The sequence below is a fragment of the Streptomyces hirsutus genome (assembly GCF_001418415.1).
In the GTDB taxonomy this organism is placed as follows: Bacteria; Actinomycetota; Actinomycetes; order Streptomycetales; family Streptomycetaceae; genus Streptomyces; species Streptomyces hirsutus.
The window spans coordinates 1-16785 of record NZ_LIQT01000295.1 but is presented as its reverse complement, the minus strand read 5'-3'; the positions used below and the strand labels follow the sequence as shown (position 1 = coordinate 16785).

The following is a 16785-nucleotide window of genomic DNA, read 5'->3' as shown; positions in this document are numbered from 1 at the left end:
GTCGGCTCGTCGAGGACCAGCACCCGGGGGTGCGGGGTGAGGACCGAGCCGATGGCGACGCGCTGCTGCTGGCCGCCGGAGAGCGTGGAGATGGGGCGGTCCCGCAGGTCGGCCAGGCCCAGCAGGTCCAGCGTCTCCTCGACGCGACGGCGCATCACGTCCGGGGGCAGGCCCAACGACTCCATGCCGTAGGCGAGTTCGTCCTCGACGAGGTCCGTCACGAAGTGCGACAGCGGGTCCTGGCCCACCGTCCCCACCACGTCGGCCAGTTCGCGTGGCTTGTGGGTACGGGTGTCGCGGCCGGCCACCGTGACCCGGCCGCGCAGGGTGCCGCCCGTGAAGTGCGGGACGAGGCCGCTGACCGCGCCCAGCACCGTGGACTTGCCGACCCCGGACGGCCCGGCGAGCAGGACGAGTTCGCCCTCCGGAACCTCGAAGTCGACGCCTCGCACGGAGGGTTCGGGGGAGCCGTCGTACGTCACGGAGACGTTCTCGAAGCGGATCACGACGGCTCCTTGCCGGTGTCCTCGGGGGTGGGGGCGGGGGTGACGAAGGCGGGGAGCAGGCCGATGAGCACGGCCGCCGCCGGCCACAGGGGCAGCGTGGGCGCGACCAACGGCACCACGCCGGGGTGCAGGGCCGCCGGGTCCCGCGCGGCGGCGACGGCCAGCAGCGCCGCGACCGCCGCACCGGAGCCGGCGACCAGCCAGGCGCGGGCGTCCCAGCGATCGGGCCGGTAACGGGTGCGCAGGGAACGCCGTCCGCCCAGCCACAGCCCCGCGAGCGCGGCGGCCAGACCGGCCAGGAGCACGGGGACGCCGTATGCGGCGCCTTCGGCGGTGAGCAGCCCGTAGGTGCCCGCGCAGACGCCGAGCAGCCCGCCGAGGGTGAGGGCGGCGGTGGTGCGCCGGACCCCGGCCGGGACCTGTGCCGTACGGCCGTACCCGCGGGCGTCCATCGCGGCGGCGAGCGCGACCGAACGCTCCAGCGCGCCCTCCAGCACCGGGAGTCCGACCTGGAGCAGACCCCGGACCCCGCGGTCGGGGCGGCCCCGCAGCCGACGGGCGGCGCGCAGCCGCTGGACGTCCGTGATCAGACTCGGCGCGAAGGTCAGCGCCACGACCACGGCCACGCCCATCTCGTACAGCGCGCCGGGCAGGGACTTCAGCAGGCGGGACGGGTTGGCGAGGGCGTTCGCGGCGCCGACGCAGATGAGCAGCGTGGCCAGCTTCATGCCGTCGTACAGGGCGAACGTGAGCGCCTCGGCCGTGACCCGGCCGCCCAGGCGGATGCCCTGCGCCCAGTCGGGGAGCGGGACTTCGGGCAGGTCGAGAAGGACGTGCGTACCGGGGATGGGGGACCCCAGGACGATCGCGAAGAGCAGCCGGACGACGATCACGGCCAGCGCCAGCTTGACGAACGCGCCGTACGAGCGGGCCCAGGGGGCGTTCGGCCGGCGGGTGGCCACGACGTACGCGGAGACCATGACGAGGAGGGCGAGCAGCAGGGGGTTGGTGGTGCGGGTGGCGGCGACACCGAGGGCCAGCGCCCACAGCCACCAGGCGCCGGGGTGCAGGGGGGAGCCCCGCCGGCGACGGGAGGCGGGGGCGGTGCGTTCCCGTGGCCGGCTGCCGCCGGGCTCAGCCACGACGGCGTACCTGCCAGAAGGCCGCCGCCCCGAGCAGCGCCACCACGGCGACCCCGGCGAAGAGACCGAGGGACGGACCACCGTCGTCCTCGGACGCCGAGGAGTCCGGGGAACCGGTCTTCTCGGACCCGCCCTCGGACCCGCCCTCGGTCTCCTTCCCGGGCGCCGAGGCGCCCGTGCCGGATTCCGTGCCCGTCCCCGACACCTGTTCCCCGCACCCGCGTTCCGGGTATCCGGCGATGGCGCACAGCAGGGCGCTGTTGTCGTAGCGCAGGGGTTCGGCGACGGAGGCCAGGGCCTCGGCGGTGCTGGCGTCCGGGGCGACCCGGGCGCAGGCGGTGCGGTTCGCGGGCGGGGTCTCGCCGGACGGGGCGTCCTCGGCCGTACCGAAGTCGATGACGAGGGCGACCCGCTTGCTGCCGTCCTTCGCGGGGGTCTTCGCGCAGATGCCGGCGAAGTCGGCGGCTCCCCGGGGCTGTGACGAGTCGTCGGACTCCTCGCTGACGGCGAAGCGGAAGCCCTGGACGTCGCCGTCGGCGGGGCGGGCGACGGACGGGCCCTGGGTGGCGTACGTCCACCTGTCGCCGTCGAGGTCCCAGAACGACCAGTACCGGTAGCCGGCGGCCTGCGCCTGGCCCGCACCCGCCAGCAGGGGCAGGAGCGCGGCCAGGAACAGGACGACGGCCCGGCCGGATCCACCGACCCGGCCGGCCCGGCGGATCACGGCTGCTGCCTCTTCTTCCGGCTGCTCACCAGGATGCCGACGCCGGCGCCGGCGGCCAGGCAGAGTCCGAGGGCCCACCAGACGACCGAACCGGAGCCCGAGTCGTCCTTCTCCTTCTCGTCCTTCTCCTCCTGCCCGTTCTTCTCGCCGGCCGCGTCGGCCGCCGGCGCGGCCGGCCCGGTGGCGGTCAGCTGCTTCACCAGGTCGGCGCCGCCGAAGGCGCGCGGGTCGGTGCCCGTGGCGTGGGCGGCGAAGATCAGCTGGGCGTAGGCGGCGGGACCGCTCTGGGCGGCCCAGTCGGCGGCGTTCTTCTCCAGCCAGGCCACGGACTTCGCGGCCGGCTCGGTGGCGCCCTGCGCCGCGAGCGCGACCACCGCGTCGGCGGTGTTGCCGTAGTCGGGCTGGTCCTCGGCGCCGGGGAGCGCGGAGACGAGGTGACCGTCGGCGGCGAGCGCGTCCGTAAGGTGGGCGGCGCCGTTGGCGGCGGCCTGCTCGGGCGTCCCGGCCTTCTCGCACGCGGCGTCCGCCGCCCCGTTCTTGCCCTTGCCCGGCTCGACCACCAGGCCCGCGCCGAGGGAGCCGGCCACGCCGGCCGCGGTGGCGTCGGCGTTGGCGACCAGTTCGCCCTTCTTGTCCGGCTGGAAGGCGAAGGCGCCCGCCCCGTCGCCCTTGGTGTCGCACGGCAGCGCCAGCTTCAGCAGGGCGTCGTAGGGGGACTTGCCGCCCTTGACCACCTCGGCCGGCTTCTCGCCCGCGGCGGCGAGCGCGCCGACGACGACGGACGTGGAGTTGGCGTCACTGGCCCCGCCCGCCATGTAGCCCCAGCCGCCGTCCTTGTTCTGTACGGACTTCAGCCAGTCGAGGGCCTTGCCGGTGACGGCGTCGTGCCCGCCGAGCGCGGCGAGGGCCTGCACGGCGGCGGCGGTCTGGTTGGTGTCGACCATGGTCTTGGCGTCGCACGCCGTGCCGGTGTCGGCGCGGAACGGGGCGAAGGAGCCGTCGGCGCACTGCTGGCCGGCCAGCCAGTCGACGGCCTCCTTCGGCGGCTCGACACCCACCGTGTGCTGGGCGAGCAGGGCCAGCGACTGGCGCCACACGCCGTCGTACTGGGGGTCGCTCTCGCCGTACAGGGCGGAGGGCAGGGCCTGCTGGGACGGTGAGGGGGCCGGGGACGAGTCGGCGGCAGCCGGTGCGGCGGCGCCGATCACGGTTATGGCGGCCAGGACCGCTGCGCTGCTGCGGACGTTCATGATCGGCGGGGGCCTCTCCCTGTGGGGGAGCCGGGCAGCACGGGACACCCCGGCGGCTCGGCTCCGTATACCTCGACGGTGCCGCGCACCGGCGGACCGCCGGACGCGTGAGCCGGTCACGTTCCGTCCGGGGCATTCCGGCTCGCCGTCCTGGCGGACGGCTCACGGTTGCGGGTCAGCGCCGGAATTGCACCGGCTTCCCCCCGTACGGGTGTGATGACGACGTCGCCACTGTACCCGCCCGTAGGAAAGCGGTCAGGAGTGGCTTGAAGCGGGTGGTCAAGGTCACGCGGCCGCCGGTCGGGGCGTGCTCGCGGCGACGGGGCGTCCCGCATTCGCCCGCGTGGTCCGGCCCGCACCCGTCGACGGGTGCGGGCCGGACCGGCTCTGCTCCGCTGAAAGTGGGGCTTCGGTCAGGAGGCCGTGCAGGGGCCGAGCTGTGGGGGTGTCGTCGAGCCGCCGTTCCTCGTCACCGTGAAGCCGAAGGTCGTCGAGGCTCCGGCCGCGAGCGTGCCGTTCCAACTGGACCGCACCGTCATGACGTTGCCGCTGCCGTCCCAGGTGGGTGAGCCGTTCCAGACCGTGGAGACCTTCTGCGGGGGTGTCATCGTGACGTTCACGGCCCACGCGCTGATCGGCGAACGGCCCGCCGTGATGGTCACCTTGCCGTTGTAGCCGCCGCCCCAGTCCTCCGCCGTGGTGTAGGCGGCGGTGCAGGCGGCGTCGGGGTCGCCGGGACCGCCCGGGTCCCCGCCACCGCCGTCGGAGCCGCCGAGCGCGCTCAGGACCGCGTGGTAGGCGGGCTTCTTGGTGTAGTTGTCGTCGAACAGCAGAGGCGTTCCGCTCGACCGCCACGAGTACTTGTCCGGGATGCCCCACACCGTGATGCCGGTGCACCGCGAGACCGCGAGGCAGGCCGTGACGACATTGCCGTAGTTGGTCGCCTGGGTCGTGCCCGAGCCCTCGATGTCCAGCTCGGTGATCTGCACGTCCACGCCGAGGTCGGCGAAGCGCTGGAGGTTGGCCCGGTAGTCGGACGGGACGGGGGACGCGCTGTTGAAGTGGGACTGGAAGCCGACGCAGTCGATGGGCACGCCGCGGGACTTGAAGTCGCGGACCATGGTGTAGACGGCGTTGCTCTTCGCGTTGACGCCGTCGGTGTTGTAGTCGTTGTAGCAGAGCTTGGCGTTCGGGTCGGTCGCGCGGGCCGTGCGGAAGGCCTCCTCGATGAAGCCGTTGCCGAGCCTGTCCTGGAAGGGCGAGCTGCGCCGGGCGCCGCTGCTTCCGTCCTGGAAGGCCTCGTTGACCACGTCCCAGGAGTGGATCTGGCCCCGGTAGTGCGTCATGACCTGGGTGATGTGGTTGTTCATCGCCGACCGCAGGTCGGAGGTGCCGAGGCCGGAGACCCAGCCGGGCAGTTGGGAGTGCCACACCAGGGTGTGTCCGCGGACCGCCATGCCCCGGCCCCGGGCGTGGTTCACGATCCGGTCGGCGTTGCCGAAGCTGAACGAGCCGCGGCTGGGCTCGAGGGCGTCCCACTTCATCTCGTTCTCGGGCGTCACCGAGTTGAACTCGGTGTTGAGCGTGGCGGCGTACTGGGCCTCGCCCAGGTGGTTCGCGGCGACCGCGGCGCCGAAGTAGCGGCCCTTCTCGGCCGCCGCCGCGCCCAGGGTGTCGGCGGCGTGCGCGGTGCTCTGGGGGAGCGCCACGAGCGCGGTCGCGGTGAGCAGCGCGGTCGCGGCGACGGCCAGGGGGCCTCGGGCCGCCTTGGCGCCTGCCTCTCGGATTCCTAATTTGATCATGCGCATGACATCTCTTCTCCGGTGGGGGTGCCGTGGGGGTGCCGTGGTGGTGCGGATGGCGGGGATCGTCTGCTGCCGCGCTCTGTGCCGAGGTGCTCGAAGCGTGCCCTGCGGGTTCGAATGTTTCGCAACTCATTCCGAACGACAGCGCAGACGATATGAACGAATAGAGGGGTGGTCAATCGTTCGCGCACGACCGGGTCACGTATGGCCGAAGGGTGACAGGCGTGGGAGAGGTGGGCGACCGAGGGGAAGGGTTCGAAAGTTTCGAATCCGTCAGTCGGAATCCTTCGACGCCGACGAAGGTACCGTCAAGTCGATCAGGCGGCACACCGTCTCTATGTCGATCTTGACCTGGGCGATGGAGGCACGCCCCGACAGCCAGGTGATGAGCGCCGAGTGCCAGGTGTGCTCGATGACGCGGACCGCCGAGAGCTGGTCCGGCGTGGGGTTCTCGAGGCCCGTGGCGTCCAGGATGATCGCCGTCGTCTGGCGGGAGACCTGGTCGACCTCCGGGCTCACGCTGCGGTCCGCGAACGTCAGGGCGCGCACCATCGCGTCGGCCAGCTGCGGCTCGCGCTGGAGTGCGCGGAAGGCCCACATCAGGGTCTCCGTGACCCGCTCGGCGGCCGTCTCGCCCGTCGGCGGCTTCTTCCGCAGGGTGCCGCGCATATGCTCCAGCTGGTCCTGCATCGTGGCCACCAGCAGGTGGATCTTGGACGGGAAGTACCGGTACAGCGTGCCCAGTGCCACCTGGGAGGACTCCGCCACCTCGCGCATCTGCACCGCGTCGAAGCCGCCCCGGCCGGCCAGCTGGGCGCTCGCGCGCAGGATGCGCCGCCTGCGCGCCTCCTGCCGTTCGGTCAGGGGTGAGGCAGGGGAGGTTCGAGTGGTGCCGGCTTCCATCTTCGCCGCCTTGTCCGCCTTGGCCGGCTCATCCGGCTTCGCCGCCTCGGCCGCCTTGTCCCTGTGGGCTTCCGCGGGCATGGGCCCCATTCCGTGACCGTCGGTGAGGGTTGATGATCGGACAGCATGGCACGCATCCCGTCGTGGCGTGAATCACCTGATCCACTGTCCGCCGCGTCCCTACCTGCCGGTAGATTCGGAGCCTCCGAACGATCAACTCTGAAACTTGTTCTAGGTTAGCGTCCCGACGTAGAGTCGCGGGACCGTGCAGGGAGAAGGGGGCCCAGAGTGACCGCTGAGGCCAGTCAGGCCGGGCTCTCACAGGGACCGTCCTCCGATGGCTTGCGACCGCTCCGCATAGCGCTCCTCACCTACAAGGGGAACCCGTTCTGCGGCGGACAGGGTGTCTACGTCCGCCACCTCTCCCGCGAGCTCGCCCGCCTCGGCCACCGGGTCGAGGTCATCGGCGCCCAGCCCTACCCCGTCCTCGACGAGGGCTACGACGGGCTGAGCCTGACCGAGCTGCCCAGCCTCGACCTCTACCGCCAGCCGGACCCCTTCCGCACCCCGGGCCGCGGCGAGTACCGCGACTGGATCGACGCGCTCGAGGTCGGCACCATGTGGACCGGCGGCTTCCCCGAACCGCTGACCTTCTCGCTGCGCGCCCGCCGTCATCTGCGGGCCCGGCGCGGTGACTTCGACGTCGTCCACGACAACCAGACGCTCGGCTACGGTCTGCTCGGCGACGTCGGCGCGCCCCTGGTGACCACGATCCACCACCCCATCACCGTCGACCGGCGGCTGGACCTGGACGCGGCGGAGAGCAGGCGCAGGCGCGCCTCGGTGCGCCGCTGGTACGCGTTCACCAGGATGCAGAAGCGGGTCGCCCGCCGTCTGCCCTCCGTGCTCACCGTCTCCGGCACCTCCCGCGACGAGATCATCGGCCATCTGGGCGTACGCCAGGACCGCATCCACGTCGTCCACATCGGCGCCGACACCGACCTGTTCTCACCGGACCCGTCGGTGCCCGTCGTACCGGGCCGGATCGTGACGACGTCCAGCGCGGACGTGCCGCTCAAGGGCCTGGTCTTCCTCGTCGAGGCGCTGGCCAAGGTCCGTGTCGAACAGCCCGAGGCGCACCTCGTCGTCGTCGGCACGCGCCCCGCCAAGGGGCCCGTCGCGCAGGCGATGGAGCGGTACGGGCTCGGCGACGCCGTCGAGTTCGTCAAGGGCATCTCGGACGCGGAACTGGTCGATCTCGTGCGCTCCGCCCAGGTCGCCTGCGTACCGTCGCTGTACGAGGGCTTCTCACTGCCCGCCGCCGAGGCCATGGCCACCGGCACCCCACTGCTCGCCACGACCGGCGGCGCGATCCCGGAGGTCGCCGGCCGCGACGGCGAGACCTGCCTGGCCGTCCCGCCCGGCGACGCGGAGGCGCTGGCCGCCGGGCTGAACCGGCTGCTCGGCGACCCGGAGCTGCGCGCACGGCTCGGCGCCGCCGGACGGGAACGGGTGCTGCGGCACTTCACCTGGGCCCGCGCGGCCGAGGGCACGGTCGCCCGCTACCGCGAGGCGATGGCCCGTGCCGACGGGGCCGCGGCGGCCGGTCCCGTCGCCGTCGTGCCCGCTCCCGCGGCCGGCCCGGCGCCCGTGGCGGTCCGGACGCCTGCCGCAGAAGAACCCCTCACCTCCCACCGTGAAAGCAGGGCCACGTGCTGACCGTCGACTTCTCCCGGTTCCCGCTCGCCCCGGGCGACCGTGTCCTGGACCTCGGGTGCGGTGCCGGCCGGCACGCGTTCGAGTGCTACCGGCGCGGGGCGCAGGTCGTGGCGCTGGACCGGAACGCCGAGGAGATCCGCGAGGTCGCCCAGTGGTTCGCCGCGATGAAGGAGGCCGGGGAGGCGCCCGCCGGGGCCACCGCCACGGCGATGGAGGGCGACGCCCTCGCCCTGCCCTTCCCCGACGAGTCCTTCGACGTCGTGATCATCTCCGAGGTCATGGAGCACATCCCCGACGACAAGGGCGTCCTCGCCGAGATGGTCCGCGTGCTCAGGCCCGGCGGCCGCATCGCGGTCACCGTGCCGCGCTACGGCCCCGAGAAGGTGTGCTGGACCCTGTCCGACGCCTACCACGAGGTCGAGGGCGGCCACATCCGCATCTACAAGGCCGACCAACTGCTGGCCAGGATGCGCGAGGCCGGCCTGCGCCCCTACGGCACCCACCACGCGCACGCGCTGCACTCGCCGTACTGGTGGTTGAAGTGCGCCTTCGGCGTGGACAACGACAAGGCGCTGCCGGTACGGGCGTACCACAAGCTGCTGGTCTGGGACATCATGAAGAAGCCGCTGGCCACCCGCCTCGCGGAGCGGACCCTGAACCCGGTGATGGGCAAGAGCTTCGTGGCGTACGCGACCAAGCCGCACCTGCCGCGCGCCGAAGCGGAAGCCGGGGCCGGGGCCGGGGCGGGTACGGACACCGCGACGGCTGCCGAGGCCGGGGCGGCCACCCCGTGACGACCTCCCGGACGGAACACCTCGTCCTGCCCGGAGTCCTCACCGCCGAGCAGGCCGCCGAGACCGTCGCCGGCATCCTCGGCGTGCAGCGCGAGGACGGGGCGATCCCCTGGTTCAGGGGCCACCACCTCGACCCGTGGGACCACGTCGAGGCCGCGATGGCCCTGGACGCCTCAGGCGCCCACGAGGCCGCCGAGCAGGCCTATCTGTGGCTGGCCAGGCACCAGTTGGTGGACGGATCCTGGTACGCGGCGTATGCCGACGGCGACCCCGACGACGTCACCGACCGGGGGCGGGAGACCAACTTCGTCGCCTACGTCGCCGTCGGCGTCTGGCACCACTACCTCTCCACCGGCGACGACACCTTCCTGGACCGCCTGTGGCCCACCGTGTACGCGGCCGTGGAGTGGGTGCTGCGGCTCCAGCAGCCCGGCGGACAGATCGGCTGGCGGCGCGACGACGACGGCACGCCCACCACGGACGCGCTGCTCACCGGCTGCTCCTCCGTCCACCACGCGCTGCGCTGCGCCCTCGCCATCGCCGAGCAGCGGGAAGAGCCGCAGCCGGACTGGGAGTTGGCGGCCGGTGCGCTCCGCCATGCGATCCGGCACCACCCGGAGCGGTTCCTCGACAAGGACCGCTACTCCATGGACTGGTACTACCCCGTGCTGGGCGGCGCCCTCACCGACGCCGAGGCCAAGGAGCGGATCGAGGAGGGCTGGGACCGCTTCGTCGTTCCCGGGCTCGGGGTGCGCTGCGTGGCCCCCAACCCGTGGGTGACCGGCGGTGAGTCGGCCGAACTCGCCCTGGCCCTCTGGGTGATGGGCGAGTCCGACCGCGCGCTGGAGGTGCTCCAGTCCATCCAGCACCTGCGCGATCCGGAGACCGGCCTGTACTGGACGGGGTACGTCTTCGACGACGAGGCGATCTGGCCGGTCGAGCTGACCGCCTGGACGGCCGGTTCGCTGCTGCTGGCCGTCGCCGCGCTCGGCGGTCACGAGGGCACCTGCGCGGTCTTCAGCGGCGACCGCCTTCCGAGGGGCCTCGACCCCGACTGCTGCGCCGAGGTCTGACACCGGAGTCTGACACCGGAGTCTGACACCGGAGTCTGACACCGGAGTCTGACCGGGGGCACGGCCGCCGGGGCGGGGGCCGCCCTCGGTCCGGCGGACGCGCCCCCGGCGGACGCGGGCGAAGGGCCTCGACCTCAGCGCCGGTGGAGGCTGTTGGCGATGCCGTGGCCGACGAAGAGGTAGACCACCGCGGCCAGGCCGTATCCGGCGACCACCCGGGCCCAGTCCTCGTCGAAGGTGAACAGGTCACGGGACCAGCCGGCCAGCCAGTTGGCCGCGTCATGGACGAACTGGACCAGGTCATTGGCCCGGTTGGCGTCCAACAGGTACATCAGAATCCAGAGTCCGAGAATGCCGGCCATGATGTCCGCGATCACCGCGACGGCCGTCCCTGCGGAGCTGGAACCACTGCGAGTTCGTGGGGACATGGTGTCCGTCTGGCCCCGAAACCGCGATTGAAACCCGGACGGCCGGACAGGCACCGGCGGGTCGTCCGATCGGCCGGTCGGCGGGGCAATCGGACGGCGGGGCAATCGGACGGTGCGGCAATCGGACGGTGGGTCGGATGCGCGGGCGCCGACCGTACGACAACGGCCCCCCGCCCCAAAGGACGAGGGGCCGCGCGCTGCGGAGCGGGTCAGCCGCGCTGGATGCCCGAGGTGTCCTGAAGGACACCGCGACGGCCGTCCTGCGTCTGGGCGACGAGGGCCGGGCCGCGCTGCTCGACGGCCAGGTACCAGGTGCCGGGGGCCAGTTCGGCGATCGGCGTCGGCGAACCGTCCTCCGGGAACAGCGGCCGGGGCACCGGCACGGCGAACCAGAACGGCGAGAAGCCACCGGTGGGCGGCGCGGCCGGCTGACCGGGCTGCTGGCCGGCGAACGACTGACCGGGCTGGCCCTGCTGCGGCTGACCGCCGAAGCCGGCCTGCTGCGCACCCGGGTAGCCGTAACCGCCGGGCGGCTGGGCGCCGTAGGGCTGCGGGGCGGCGGGACGGGCCGCCGGTACGAGCGAGCCCTTGAGGGCCGGGACCAGCGGGGTGGCGACGGCGGCGGCAGCCATGATCAGCGTGGCGACGAGGGCCAGGATCAGGCCGAGACCGGAGTCGGGCCCGTCCGAGGAGGAGGAACCGCTGGTGAGGTTGTTGGCGCCACCGGCCGGGTCGAAGATGTTGCCGAGCGCGCTCCAGGCCGCGAAGACGGTGAACGCGACGCCGAACTGGCCGAGGTCGAGCCCCGCGACCTTCGGCGGCTGCGGCAGCCCGCGGGACACGACGACGAGCGCCGCGCCGATGATGCCCGCCAGCACGACACCGAACACGACCGGGCCGCTTCCCCACAGGCTGGGGATGATGTCGTCGGGCGCGCCGTCGATCGAGTAGAGATCGAGGAACGACGCGATGAACAGCAATACCGCTGCTCCGATCACCACGCCGTCGCCTCGAGTGAGGGAGCGGATATTCACTTCAGGTCCTTCTCGGTCGTCTCGTCGTCGGCAGAGGCGTCGCTGTCACCACGTCGCCCTCGGGGCCCGGTGTGAAGCGCGGGGCTGACCCCTCATCGTGGGAACGACACTATCGTCCGCACGAGCGGGATGTCCGCCCGGATCAGCCCACCTACCCCTACCCGCGCAGGAAACTCGCAATTCCCTCGGAGATTCCCCGCGCCGCCTTCTGCCGCCAGGCACCGCTGGTCAGAAGTGCCGCGTCCTTGCTATCGCGCATGTTGCCGCACTCGATGAACACCTTGGGAACCGTTGACAGATTGAGACCGCCCAGGTCCTTACGCGTGACGAGTCCGGTACCGCCGCCCACGTAGTTGGACGGCCCGTTGCCGGTGGCGCGTACGAAATTGCCCGCGATGCGCTCACCGAGTTCGCGGGACGGCTCGACGATGGCCCGGGTGTCGGCGGCGCCGGAGTTCACGGGGCCGGGCAGGATCACGTGGAAACCGCGGTTCCCGGTGCCCGAACCGTCCGCGTGGATCGACACGACGGCATCCGCCTTCGCCTTGTTGCCGATCCGTGCCCGTTCGTCGATGCACGGTCCGAACGGCCGGTCGTCGTCCTGCGTCAGCTTCACCGTGGCGCCCTGCTCCTCGAGGAGCGCGCGCATCCGGTGGGCGACGTCCAGGGTGAACTTCGCCTCGCTGAAACCGTCGTTGGTGGACGTGCCGGTGGTGTCGCACTCCTTGGAGTTCGTCCCGATGTCGACCTGGCGGTTGATCTCGGCGGTGTGCCGGAAGTTGCCCGGGTTGTGCCCGGGGTCGATGACCACGACCTTCCCCTTGAGCGGCCCGGTCCCGGCGGGCGCGGACGCGGACGGGGAGGAGGAAGCGGATGCGGAGCCGGATGCGGAGTCGGGGGAGGTGCTCGGCTTCTTGCCGTCGGACTCGTCCGGCTCGTCCGGGGGCGAGGCGTCGGCGGAGGACGGTGCCGGGGAGGAGGCCGAGGCGGACGCCCCGGCGGACGTACTCGCGTCGCCCCCGTCGTCCCCCGACCCGCCCACGGCCGCGTAGACGGCCCAGCCGAGCAGCGCGCCCGGCACGAGCGCGGCGAGCGCCACGGTCAGCGGTCCACGCCGGAAGCGGCGGGACGGCGGCGGATCGAAGTCGGGCCCTGTGTACGACACGCAGCCACCCTAACGGCCGTCCGTACCCGCCATCGTCCTGATCGTCCGGACGGGAGGCCTTCGCCTCAGGTCCCGTCTCCGGTACGGCGCAGGACGCGCAGCGAGTCCGTCGCCGGGAGTTCCGTGAAGGCGCCGGAGGCCAGGGCGCGGAGGTAGACGCGGTACGGGGCCTGACCGGTGAACTCGTCGACGGGGTCGGGGAAGACGTCGTGGATGACGAGGAGACCGCCCTCGGCGACGTGCGGGGCCCAGCCCTCGTAGTCGGCCGTGGCGTGCTCGTCCGTGTGGCCGCCGTCGATGAAGACCAGGGCGAGGGGGGAGTTCCACAGAGCCGCGACCTTGGGGGAGCAGCCGACCAGGGCGACCACGTGGTCCTCCAGGCCCGCCCGGTGGAGCGTGCGGCGGAAGGTGGGGAGCGTGTCCATCACGCCCAGCTCGGGGTCGACCGTCTCCGGGTCGTGGTACTCCCAGCCCGGCTGCTGCTCCTCGCTGCCCCGGTGGTGGTCCACGGTGAGCGCGGTGACCCCGGCCTCACGGGCGGCGCCGGCGAGAAGGATCGTGGAGCGGCCGCAGTAGGTGCCGACCTCCAGAAGAGGGAGGCCCAGCCGTCCCGCTTCGACCGCGGCCGTGTACAGGGCCAGCCCCTCGCCGACGGGCATGAAGCCCTTCGCCGCCTCGAACGCGGCCAGGATCTCGGGCCCCGGTGCCGGGGGGTTCGGCGTCGGCGTCGGAGTCGGGGTCGGCATCGGTTCCGGCGTCCTCTCGGTCGTGTGTCCTGGAAGCATGGCCCGGGGCGCGTGGCGGGGACGCATGGGGTGAGCGTATGGCTCGGGGTGCCCATGCTGCCGTACCGCCTGTCGTGCGGTGCGGCAGGGGTGCCGCGAGAAGTGCCGGGAGGAGTACGCGAAGGAGCGGAGAAGCGGAGAAGCGGAGAAGCGGAGGAGCGGAGGAGGGGCGCCGGTCCGGCGGTCAGGCCGGGACCGGCCCGCGCAGGGCCTGCTCCGCGCGCTCCAGGTGGGCGTCCTCCTCGCTGCTCGCGCGCAGCCGCAGGGTGTTCGACGGGCGTCGGCCGGGGATGAACAGGGCCAGGACCAGGCCCACGGCCACCGCCGCCGTCGCGATCATGAAGGAGAGGCGGAAGCCGTGCATGCTCGGGATCTCCACCCCGCCCACCGTGTTCGCCGTACTGGCCAGCACCATCCCGACGACCGCACTCGACATCGACGTACCGATCGAGCGCATCAGGGTGTTGAGGCCGTTGGCCGCGCCCGTCTCCGAGGCCGGGACCGCGCCGATGATCAGGGCGGGCAGGGAGGCGTAGGCCAGGCCGATGCCCGCGCCGACGACGACCGAGATGAGGACGGGTCCCCAGAGGACGTCCAGCAGGCCCAGACCGCCGGCGTAACCGGCCCCGATGACCGACAGGCCCAGGACGAGGGTGACCTTGGGACCGTAGCGGGCGGACAGACGGGCGTAGACGGGCGCCGTGAACATCATCGTCACGCCCAGCGGCGCCACGCACAGACCCGCCACCACCATCGACTGGCCGAGGCCGTACCCGGTGGAGGCGGGGAGCTGGAGCAGCTGGGGCAGTACCAGGGAGATGACGAAGAAGGAGACGCCGATCATGATCGACGCGAGGTTGGTGAGGAGGACCTCGCGGCGGGCGGTGGTGCGCAGGTCCACCAGGGGTGCGGGCACCCGCAGTTCCAGCAGGCCCCAGAGCAGGAGCACCACGACCGCCGCCCCGAGCAGGCCGAGCGTGGTCCCGGATGTCCAGCCCCAGGCGCTGCCCTTGGTGAGGGGCAGGAGGAAGAGGAGCAGCCCGGCGGACAGCCCCAGCGCGCCCGGCAGGTCGAAGGTGCCGGGCGCCCGTGCCGGTGACTCCGGTACGAGGGTCAGGGTGAGGGCGATGGCGAGGACGCCGAGGCCGGCGGCGCCGCAGTAGAGGACGTGCCAGTCGGAGTTCTGGGCCACCAGCGCGGCGGCGGGCAGCGCGAGACCGCCGCCGACGCCTATCGAGGAACTCATCAGCGCCATCGCGGAGCCCAGCCGCTCCGGGGGCAGCAGGTCGCGCATCAGACCGATGCCGAGCGGGATCGCGCCCATCGCGACGCCCTGGAGCGTACGGCCGGCGATCATCAGCAGCAGGTCGCTGGTGAGCGCGCTGACGAGGGCGCCGGCCACCATGACCGAGAGGCTGGCGACCAGCATGCGCCGCTTGCCGTAGAGGTCGCCGAGGCGGCCCATGATGGGGGTGGCGACGGCACCGGACAGCAGCGTCGACGTCAGGACCCACGTGGCGTCGCCGGGCGTGGTGTCCAGCAGGCGGGGCAGGTCCTTGATCACCGGGACGATCAGGGTCTGCATCACCGCGACGACGATGCCCGCGAAGGCGAGCACCGGGACCACAGCTCTGCCCGCTCCGTCCGCTCCGCCCGCGGGACGGTCGTGCGTCGACTGGGTCATGGAAGAGGGCCTCCAGATCGAAGCGTGAGGTCGGTACGGGACAGTCGGTACAGAACTGGGGGTGCCGGATACGTGCGTACGGAACCTGTGTGCCGGGGCAACTATTCCAATGCTTTGGCACGCTAACGATTTCTTGACCAACCCTTGGGCCGCCCCGGGCCACCGGACCATCCTGCGGGATGCCGACGGGGAGGGGATCCTTCCTGACGGCCCTAGGCCGGAAGACCGAGGACCCGCCCGGCGAAATCCCGATGCAGGGGGTACCGGACGATTGAGACCATGACGCCCATGCTCGAAGCCCCGGACGCCGCCCTCACCGCCCGCACACCCCGTCGCCGCACGCCGCCCCCGTGGCTGGCGGTGGCACTCGCGTGCCTGGGGCAGTTCCTCGTCGTGCTCGACATCTCCGTGGTCAACGTCGCGCTGCCGTCGATGCGTACCGGTCTCGGGCTCAGCGAGCAGGGCCTGCAGTGGGTGGTGAACGCGTACGCCATCGCCTTCGCCGGGTTCATGCTGCTCGGTGGACGCGCCGGTGACCTCTACGGGCGCAAGCGGATGTTCCTCGTCGGCCTCGGCCTGTTCACGCTGGCCAGCCTGGCGGGCGGGCTGGCCCAGGAGGGCTGGCACCTGCTGCTGGCGCGGGCGGTGCAGGGGCTCGGGGCCGCGGTCCTGGCGCCGTCCACCCTCACCATCGTCACCTCGGCGGTCCCGGAGGGCCCCGCGCGGGCCCGTGCCATCGCGACCTGGACCGCCGTCGGTGCGGGCGGCGGCGCGGCCGGCGGTTTCGTCGGCGGGGTGCTGGTGGACACCCTGTCGTGGCGGTGGGTGCTGCTGATCAACGTGCCGATCGGGGTGCTGGTGCTGGCCGGGGCGGCCTGGTGGCTGGCGGAGGGCCGGGCCGGGGACGGACGGCGGCTCGACCTGCCCGGCGCGATGCTGGTGACGGCCGGCCTCGCCACCCTGGCCTTCGGCATCTCCCAGACCGAGGCCGAGGGATGGACGGCGCCGCCCACCCTGGTGCCGCTGTGCGCCGGACTCGCCCTCATCGCCCTGTTCCTCCTCGTCGAGGCACGGACCAAGGCCCCGCTGATGCCGCTGGGACTGTTCCGGGTGCGATCGGTCTCGTCGGCGAACGTGGCGATGTTCCTGAGCGGCGCCGCCATGTTCTGCATGTGGTTCTTCATGACCCTCTACGCCCAGAACGTGCTCGGCTACACCCCGCTCGAGGCCGGATTCGCCCTGGTGCCCAGCTCGCTCGCCGTGGTCGTCGGCTCCAAGGCCGCGCCCCGGCTGATGCGCGCCGCCGGGGCACGTGCCGTGGCCGTGCTCGGCACGCTCGTCGCGCTGGCCGGCTTCGCCTGGCAGTCGACGATGACGGCCGACGGCACGTATCTGACGGCGATCATGGTTCCCGGCATCCTGATGATGCTGGGCGCCGGCCTCGCCGGAACCCCCCTCGCCGCGCTCGCCACCTCCGGCACCGCGCCGGAGGAGGCCGGTCTGGTCGCCGGCCTGATCAACACCTCGCGCACGATGGGCGGTTCGCTCGGTCTGGCCGTCCTGTCGACCCTCGCGGCGGCCCGTACGGGAGGCAGTACCACTCCGGAGGCCCTGACCGAGGGCTACGCCCTGGCCTTCCGCACCGGAACGGCGATCCTGGCCGTCGGCGTGGTCCTGATGTGGCTGTGGCTGCCCCGAAAGGCCGCGGCGGCCCACTGAGTTCCGGACGGACGGGCGGACGGGCGGCCGCGAGGGTCGACAGGACGGCCAGAC

Annotated in this window: 15 protein-coding genes and 1 riboswitch; of the genes, 4 read left to right on the top strand and 11 right to left on the bottom strand. The window is 72.6% G+C overall.

Annotated features, from left to right (window positions below; translation table 11 throughout):
- The 6 genes from AOK11_RS22050 to AOK11_RS22025 form a co-directional block, all read right to left on the bottom strand.
- Nucleotides 1-506 (bottom strand): ABC transporter ATP-binding protein (locus AOK11_RS22050; protein WP_157869418.1); only part of this gene is annotated, 506 nt, incomplete at its 3' end.
- Nucleotides 503-1648: an energy-coupling factor transporter transmembrane component T gene (locus AOK11_RS22045; RefSeq protein ID WP_055595457.1), complete on the bottom strand. Its 1146-nt coding sequence runs from the start codon at nt 1646-1648 to the stop codon at nt 503-505. The genes AOK11_RS22045 and AOK11_RS22050, both read right to left, overlap by 4 nt.
- On the bottom strand, nt 1641-2372 hold the full coding sequence (locus tag AOK11_RS22040) for an SCO2322 family protein (protein ID WP_240497443.1): 732 nt from the start codon (nt 2370-2372) through the stop codon (nt 1641-1643). Before AOK11_RS22040 ends, AOK11_RS22045 begins: the two co-directional genes overlap by 8 nt.
- The gene (locus AOK11_RS22035) at nt 2369-3622 is read right to left on the bottom strand and encodes a prenyltransferase/squalene oxidase repeat-containing protein (RefSeq protein ID WP_055595456.1); all 1254 of its coding nucleotides are present in this window, start codon (nt 3620-3622) and stop codon (nt 2369-2371) included. The genes AOK11_RS22040 and AOK11_RS22035 overlap by 4 nt, the downstream gene beginning before the upstream one ends.
- A gap of 130 nt (nt 3623-3752) precedes the next feature.
- A riboswitch (cobalamin riboswitch) is annotated at nt 3753-3825 on the bottom strand.
- Between the two features lie 210 nt (nt 3826-4035).
- Nucleotides 4036-5430 (bottom strand): glycoside hydrolase family 10 protein, encoded by a 1395-nt coding sequence (locus tag AOK11_RS22030; protein WP_079035006.1) that lies wholly within the window; start codon nt 5428-5430, stop codon nt 4036-4038.
- Between the two features lie 270 nt (nt 5431-5700).
- A complete protein-coding gene (locus AOK11_RS22025; RefSeq protein WP_206188896.1) occupies nt 5701-6411 on the bottom strand; it encodes a TetR family transcriptional regulator in 711 nt (236 codons plus the stop codon).
- Between the two features lie 207 nt (nt 6412-6618).
- Between AOK11_RS22025 and AOK11_RS22020 the strand changes: the two genes are divergently transcribed.
- The 3 genes from AOK11_RS22020 to AOK11_RS22010 are packed head-to-tail and all read left to right on the top strand — an operon-like array spanning nt 6619 to nt 9916.
- On the top strand, nt 6619-8049 hold the full coding sequence (locus AOK11_RS22020) for a glycosyltransferase family 4 protein (RefSeq protein ID WP_055595455.1): 1431 nt from the start codon (nt 6619-6621) through the stop codon (nt 8047-8049).
- Entirely contained in the window at nt 8043-8843 is an 801-nt protein-coding gene (locus tag AOK11_RS22015) for a class I SAM-dependent methyltransferase (protein WP_055595454.1), read from the top strand. The genes AOK11_RS22020 and AOK11_RS22015 overlap by 7 nt, the downstream gene beginning before the upstream one ends.
- Nucleotides 8840-9916: a prenyltransferase/squalene oxidase repeat-containing protein gene (locus AOK11_RS22010; protein WP_055595453.1), complete on the top strand. Its 1077-nt coding sequence runs from the start codon at nt 8840-8842 to the stop codon at nt 9914-9916. Before AOK11_RS22015 ends, AOK11_RS22010 begins: the two co-directional genes overlap by 4 nt.
- A gap of 134 nt (nt 9917-10050) precedes the next feature.
- Here AOK11_RS22010 and AOK11_RS22005 read toward each other — a convergent pair whose 3' ends face one another.
- From AOK11_RS22005 to AOK11_RS21985, 5 genes are all read right to left on the bottom strand, one after another.
- On the bottom strand, nt 10051-10344 hold the full coding sequence (locus AOK11_RS22005) for a hypothetical protein (RefSeq protein ID WP_055595452.1): 294 nt from the start codon (nt 10342-10344) through the stop codon (nt 10051-10053).
- A 209-nt stretch (nt 10345-10553) separates the two neighbouring features.
- Nucleotides 10554-11378 carry a DUF5336 domain-containing protein gene (locus AOK11_RS22000; protein ID WP_055595451.1) on the bottom strand — a complete coding sequence of 275 codons (825 nt, stop codon included), beginning with the start codon at nt 11376-11378 and terminating at the stop codon, nt 10554-10556.
- Between the two features lie 157 nt (nt 11379-11535).
- Nucleotides 11536-12543, bottom strand: coding sequence for an N-acetylmuramoyl-L-alanine amidase (locus tag AOK11_RS21995; RefSeq protein ID WP_055595450.1), 1008 nt, complete (start codon nt 12541-12543; stop codon nt 11536-11538).
- Between the two features lie 65 nt (nt 12544-12608).
- Nucleotides 12609-13289: a class I SAM-dependent methyltransferase gene (locus AOK11_RS21990; RefSeq protein WP_055595449.1), complete on the bottom strand. Its 681-nt coding sequence runs from the start codon at nt 13287-13289 to the stop codon at nt 12609-12611.
- A gap of 223 nt (nt 13290-13512) precedes the next feature.
- Nucleotides 13513-15012 (bottom strand): MFS transporter, encoded by a 1500-nt coding sequence (locus AOK11_RS21985; protein WP_055595448.1) that lies wholly within the window; start codon nt 15010-15012, stop codon nt 13513-13515.
- Nucleotides 15013-15291: 279 nt separating this feature from the next.
- Between AOK11_RS21985 and AOK11_RS21980 the strand changes: the two genes are divergently transcribed.
- Nucleotides 15292-16731: a DHA2 family efflux MFS transporter permease subunit gene (locus AOK11_RS21980; RefSeq protein WP_055595447.1), complete on the top strand. Its 1440-nt coding sequence runs from the start codon at nt 15292-15294 to the stop codon at nt 16729-16731.
- Nucleotides 16732-16785: the final 54 nt, after the last annotated feature.

Bases quoted from the DNA above. Each gene is read 5' to 3' on its own strand.
- AOK11_RS22035 (WP_055595456.1), bottom strand. From the start codon at position 3,622: ATGAACGTCCGCAGCAGCGCAGCGGTCCTGGCCGCCATAACCGTGATC.
- AOK11_RS22030 (WP_079035006.1), bottom strand. From the start codon at position 5,430: ATGCGCATGATCAAATTAGGAATCCGAGAGGCAGGCGCCAAGGCGGCC.
- AOK11_RS22025 (WP_206188896.1), bottom strand. From the start codon at position 6,411: ATGCCCGCGGAAGCCCACAGGGACAAGGCGGCCGAGGCGGCGAAGCCG.
- AOK11_RS22005 (WP_055595452.1), bottom strand. From the start codon at position 10,344: ATGTCCCCACGAACTCGCAGTGGTTCCAGCTCCGCAGGGACGGCCGTC.
- AOK11_RS21990 (WP_055595449.1), bottom strand. From the start codon at position 13,289: ATGCCGACCCCGACTCCGACGCCGACGCCGAACCCCCCGGCACCGGGG.
- AOK11_RS21985 (WP_055595448.1), bottom strand. From the start codon at position 15,012: ATGACCCAGTCGACGCACGACCGTCCCGCGGGCGGAGCGGACGGAGCG.
- AOK11_RS21980 (WP_055595447.1), top strand. From the start codon at position 15,292: ATGACGCCCATGCTCGAAGCCCCGGACGCCGCCCTCACCGCCCGCACA.